Source organism: Streptomyces turgidiscabies Car8 (assembly GCF_000331005.1).
Lineage (GTDB): Bacteria > Actinomycetota > Actinomycetes > Streptomycetales > Streptomycetaceae > Streptomyces > Streptomyces turgidiscabies.
Window position 1 is genome coordinate 1 of sequence record NZ_AEJB01000158.1, and the last position, 4661, is coordinate 4661.

Here is a 4661-nt window from a genome sequence, read left to right on the forward strand (position 1 = left end):
CCCGCCACCGTCCCCGACAACGCGATGGCAGACGTGATCCACGCCTCTCTCGCGGAGCGGGACTACCTGCCCGACGAGCACTGGGTCGATGCCGGATACCCCACCGCCGCCGATATCGTGTCCGCCCGCACTTTGCACGGCGTCGCTCTGCAGGGGCCGGTCCAGGCCAACACCAGTACTCAGAGCGGCAGCGCAGGCGGCTACGACCAGGAGTCCTTCACCATCGACTGGGACAATCAGCAGGTCACCTGCCCGGGAGGCAGCACCAGCACCAACTGGAGCGACCGGCTCTCCCAGCAAGGACTGCCCGTGATCCGCGTGCGGTTCTCCAAGAACGACTGCCACTCCTGCCCGGTGCGCACGGACTGCATCAGCTCACCCACCGCCCCACACCGCGAACTGCGCCTGCGCCGCTACGACGAGCACCACGCGCTGCGGGCCGCCAGAGCTGAGCAGCAGACCGAAGGCTGGAAGGAGCGCTACAAGATCCGCGCCGGCATCGAGGGCACCATCTCCCAGGGCGCCAATCGCTGTGGCCTGCGCAGATCCCGCTACAAGGGCCTGGCCAAGACCAGCCTTCAGCACCAGCTCACCGGCGCCGCCCTCAACCTCGCCCGGATCGACGCCCATCTCACCAACACCCCCCGAGCCCGCACCCGCACCAGCCACTTCGCAGCACTTCGCCCCGCCGGACAAGCCGACGGGGCGAAGCAGGGCCCGAATTAACCAACAGCGTCCGTCGTCGGCCCGGGCCCTCTGCCGTCGGCGAATCTGCTGCGGGCCGACAAACCCGTCGCCGGCGTCGGGTCGGACGGAGAGTGGTGAGTGCGGAGCGATCCGCCGCACGAGATCCACGACTCACGATCGACAGCCCGACGACTCGACGAGGAGCCCCCATGTCCCCACTCACCGCCGCCGGTCCCTGGCCGGCGCTGCTGCCCCGGGCCGAGGAGGGCGACACCCCTCCCTCACGGTTCGACGACCATCTCGCCGCCCAACTGCTCGCCCAGCGCATCGTGTTCCTCGGCACGCAGGTCGACGAGGTCTCGGCGAACCGGATCTGCGTCCAGCTGCTCCTGCTGTCGGCGGAGGACCCGCGCACCGACATCAGCCTGTACATCAACAGTCCCGGCGGCTCGGTGACAGCGGGCCTCGCCATCTACGACACCATGCAGCTCATCCCGAACGACGTGTCCACGCTCACCATGGGATTCGCGGCCAGCATGGGCCAGTTCCTGCTCAGCGTGGGTGCGCCCGGCAAGCGGTACGCGCTGCCGAACGCGCGGATCATGATGCACCAGCCGTCGGCCGGGATCGGCGGCACCACCTCCGACATCGAGATCCAGGCGGAGAACCTGGAGTTCACGAAGCGGACCGTCGAGCGCATCACGGCCGAGCACACCGGCCAGAGCGAGGAGACGATCTCCCGCGACGGCGACCGCGACCGCTGGTTCACGGCCGAACAGGCCCTGGAGTACGGCATGGTGGACCAGGTGGTCGGCTCACTGGCCGACGTACGCCCCGCCACCTCACGACGACGGATGGGGCTCTGACATGGGGACGTACACGATTCCGAACGTCGTCGAGCGCACCCCGCAGGGCGAGCGGTCGTACGACGTGTTCAGCCGGCTGCTGTCCGAGCGGATCATCTTCCTCGGCACCGAGATCGACGACGGCGTCGCCAACGTCGTCATCGCGCAACTCCTGCATCTGGAGTCCTCGTCGCCCGAGCAGGAGATCGCGATCTACATCAACTCGCCCGGCGGCTCGTTCACTTCGCTCATGGCGATCTACGACACGATGACCTACGTACAGGCGCCGATCTCCACGTTCTGCGTCGGCCAGGCCGCCTCGACGGCTGCGGTGCTGCTGGCCGGGGGCGATCCGGGGCGCCGGTTCGTCCTCGAACACGCGCGGGTGCTGCTCGGCCAGCCGGCGAGCGGCGGACACCGGGGCACGGTCTCCGACCTGGCGGTTCAGGCCAGGGAGATGATCCGTATCCGCGCGCAGGTCGAGGAGGTGCTCTCCCGCCACACGCACCACGACGTGGCGACGCTGCGCGCGGACATGGACCGCGACAAGGTGTTCACCGCCGCCGAGGCGGTGGCGTACGGGCTCGCGGACGAGGTGGTGAGCCGACGCCTCGTCAACGTCTGACGGCCGAGGCGCTCCGGCCGATCCCCTAGGCGACCAGGCAGAGCCCGTTGTACGGCGCGGAGTTCGTCGTACGCGCCCGGGTACGGCTTCGGGTGTGCCGGGTCAGCTCGCTCTGGGCCAGGGACAGCAGATCTCCCAGGCCCAGACCGAGAGCGTGGGCGGCGGCCGCGAGAACCTCCGAGGATGCCTCCTTGCGGCCCCGCTCCAGCTCCGACAGATACGGCATGGAGATCCTGGCCTCGTCCGCCACGTCCTTGAGGGTGCGTTCCTGGGCGAGCCGTTCGCGGCGCAGGACGTCGCCGACCAGGTCGCGGAAGAGCGGTTCTCTGGGCGCGGGCGGCGCCGGGGGCACCGTGCGGGCGGGAGTCGGTGCCGTCGCGGTCCTGGGACGCAGCGGGATGACGCGGGCCTGGTCGGGCGCTTGATTGCTCACCCCCTCAGCCTAAAAGCCGTCGCTTCCGAGGCAAGGGGTCGGCATTCTGCCCTGGGTGGAATCATCACGGCAGGACGGACAGGGTGAGGGACGAACATGCTGCGTGACACGTTCGACGAGGCGGCGCAACTGTACGACCGGGCCCGCCCCCGGTATCCCCAGGGTCTGGTGGACGACCTGGCCCGAGCGGCCGGCCTCGGTCCGGGCAGCCGAGTCCTGGAGATCGCCCCGGGTACCGGCCAGCTCACCGTCCCGCTGGCCGCGTCGGGCTGCCGGCTCACGGCCGTCGAACTGGGGTCGTCCCTCGCTGCCGTTGCCCGGCACAATCTGCGGGCGTTCCCGCTGGCGGAGGTGACGGTCGCCGACTTCGAGCACTGGCCGCTGCCGGCCGAGCCGTTCGACCTGGTCGTCTGCGCTACCGCGTTCCACTGGCTCGACCCGGCGGTACGGCTGCCCAGGATGGCACGGGCACTCCGGCCCGGCGGGCTGCTCGCGCTCGTCACCACGCACCACGTCAAGGGCGGCACCGTCGACTTCTTCGAGCGGGTGCAGCTGTGTTACGAGCAGTGGGACCCGGCCACACCGCCCGATCTGCAGCAGGTCGACGAGGCCGACACGGCGACGGACACCGGCGAGTTGGAGGACTCCGAGTACTTCGACGGGGTCGGCGTCCGGCGCCATGCCCGGGACATCGCGTACTCCGTCGACGAGTACATCGACGTCCTGCTCACCTACTCGGGCCACCGCGCGCTCGACGCACCCTCGCGCGACGGTCTGCTCGCCGACGTCCGGGACCTGGTGGAGGCGCGGTACGGCGGCCGGGTCACCAAGCGCTACCTCCACGAACTGATCACGGCGACACGGGTCTCCTGATCCGCACCACGATGACGGGGAGCCGGCGGCGGCCGGGTTCCCTACGCCGATCCTCCGGGCGGTGCACCGCGAGCGCCCCACGGTCTCTACGCCGGAACCACGACCGGACCGACGGCCCTTCCCGCCAGGTCAACGCCCTTGGTTCTGCGGGCTTTTCCCACCTCGCGTCCACTCCGCCCTTGCATGGAGCAACATTTGCGGCATGCATGGCGCTCGACCGGGTACGCGCAGTCGGGAACCGTTCTATCGTCCGCAGCTCGATGTTTTCGTGGGAGAGGTAACAGGTAATGGACACCGCCATGATCCGGTCGAAGGCAGAGGTCGTCGAGGACACCGCCGGAGCCAGGACAGGTGACGCCCCACTGCCCGAACTCGCGGAACCGCGAAAGGTGGCCCCGCGTGACGCGCGGGAGCTGTCCCGCCAGTTCTTCAGGCGCCTGACCGAACTCGAAGAGGGGACGCAGGAATACCAGTACGCGCGCAACACCCTGATCGAGATGAACATGTCGCTCGTGCGGTTCGCCGCCGGGCGTTTCCGGAGCCGTGGCGACGACATGGAGGACATCGTCCAGGTCGGCATGATCGGTCTGATCAAGGCCATCGACCGGTTCGAGCTGTCCCGTGAGGTGGAGTTCACCTCGTTCGCGGTGCCTTACATCGTCGGTGAGATCAAGCGATTCTTCCGTGACACGACATGGGCGGTGCACGTGCCGCGCCGGCTCCAGGAGCTGCGTGTCGAGCTGGCCAAGGCCCGCGAGGAACTGGCGAGCAGGCTGGACCGTGATCCGACGGTCGCCGAACTCGCCACGCTGATGAACCTGCCCGAGAACGAGGTCGTCGAGGGCCAGATCGCGGCCAACGGCTACAACTCCTCCTCGCTGGACGCCGCGTTGACCGGTGACGGACCTGACGACGGCGAGGCGGTCCTCGCCGACTTCATCGGGGTCGAGGAGCACGGGATGCGGCTGGTCGAGGACTTCCAGTCACTGGCCCCGCTGCTCGCCGAACTCAGCGACCGGGACCGGCAGATCATCCATCTGCGGTTCGTCGAGGAAGCCACCCAGGCGGAGATCGGTGAGCTGCTGGGCTGCTCACAGATGCATGTCTCCCGGCTGATCAAGCGCATCATCACGCAGCTGCGTGAGGGCATGCTCGGCGAACTCGACTACGCCTGACCCCTGGACCACCAGTAGACGAC

6 protein-coding genes are annotated in these 4661 nt (G+C 68.9%); 5 read left to right on the top strand and 1 reads right to left on the bottom strand.

The window, feature by feature from the left end:
• The 3 genes from STRTUCAR8_RS10005 to STRTUCAR8_RS10015 form a co-directional block, all read left to right on the top strand.
• A partial coding sequence (locus STRTUCAR8_RS10005) for a transposase (RefSeq protein ID WP_006375487.1) occupies positions 1–726 on the top strand: 726 nt, incomplete at its 5' end.
• 170 nt (positions 727–896) lie between these two features.
• Entirely contained in the window at positions 897–1553 is a 657-nt protein-coding gene (locus tag STRTUCAR8_RS10010) for an ATP-dependent Clp protease proteolytic subunit (protein ID WP_006375488.1), read from the top strand.
• Position 1554: 1 nt separating this feature from the next.
• A complete protein-coding gene (locus STRTUCAR8_RS10015) occupies positions 1555–2157 on the top strand; it encodes a ClpP family protease (RefSeq protein ID WP_006375486.1) in 603 nt (200 codons plus the stop codon).
• 25 nt (positions 2158–2182) lie between these two features.
• Here STRTUCAR8_RS10015 and STRTUCAR8_RS10020 read toward each other — a convergent pair whose 3' ends face one another.
• Entirely contained in the window at positions 2183–2590 is a 408-nt protein-coding gene (locus STRTUCAR8_RS10020; RefSeq protein ID WP_006375490.1) for a helix-turn-helix domain-containing protein, read from the bottom strand.
• A 96-nt stretch (positions 2591–2686) separates the two neighbouring features.
• Between STRTUCAR8_RS10020 and STRTUCAR8_RS10025 the strand changes: the two genes are divergently transcribed.
• Positions 2687–3463, top strand: coding sequence for a class I SAM-dependent methyltransferase (locus STRTUCAR8_RS10025; protein WP_006375485.1), 777 nt, complete (start codon positions 2687–2689; stop codon positions 3461–3463).
• Positions 3464–3750: 287 nt separating this feature from the next.
• On the top strand, positions 3751–4638 hold the full coding sequence (locus tag STRTUCAR8_RS10030) for an RNA polymerase sigma factor SigF (RefSeq protein WP_006375489.1): 888 nt from the start codon (positions 3751–3753) through the stop codon (positions 4636–4638).
• Positions 4639–4661 lie beyond the last annotated feature (23 nt).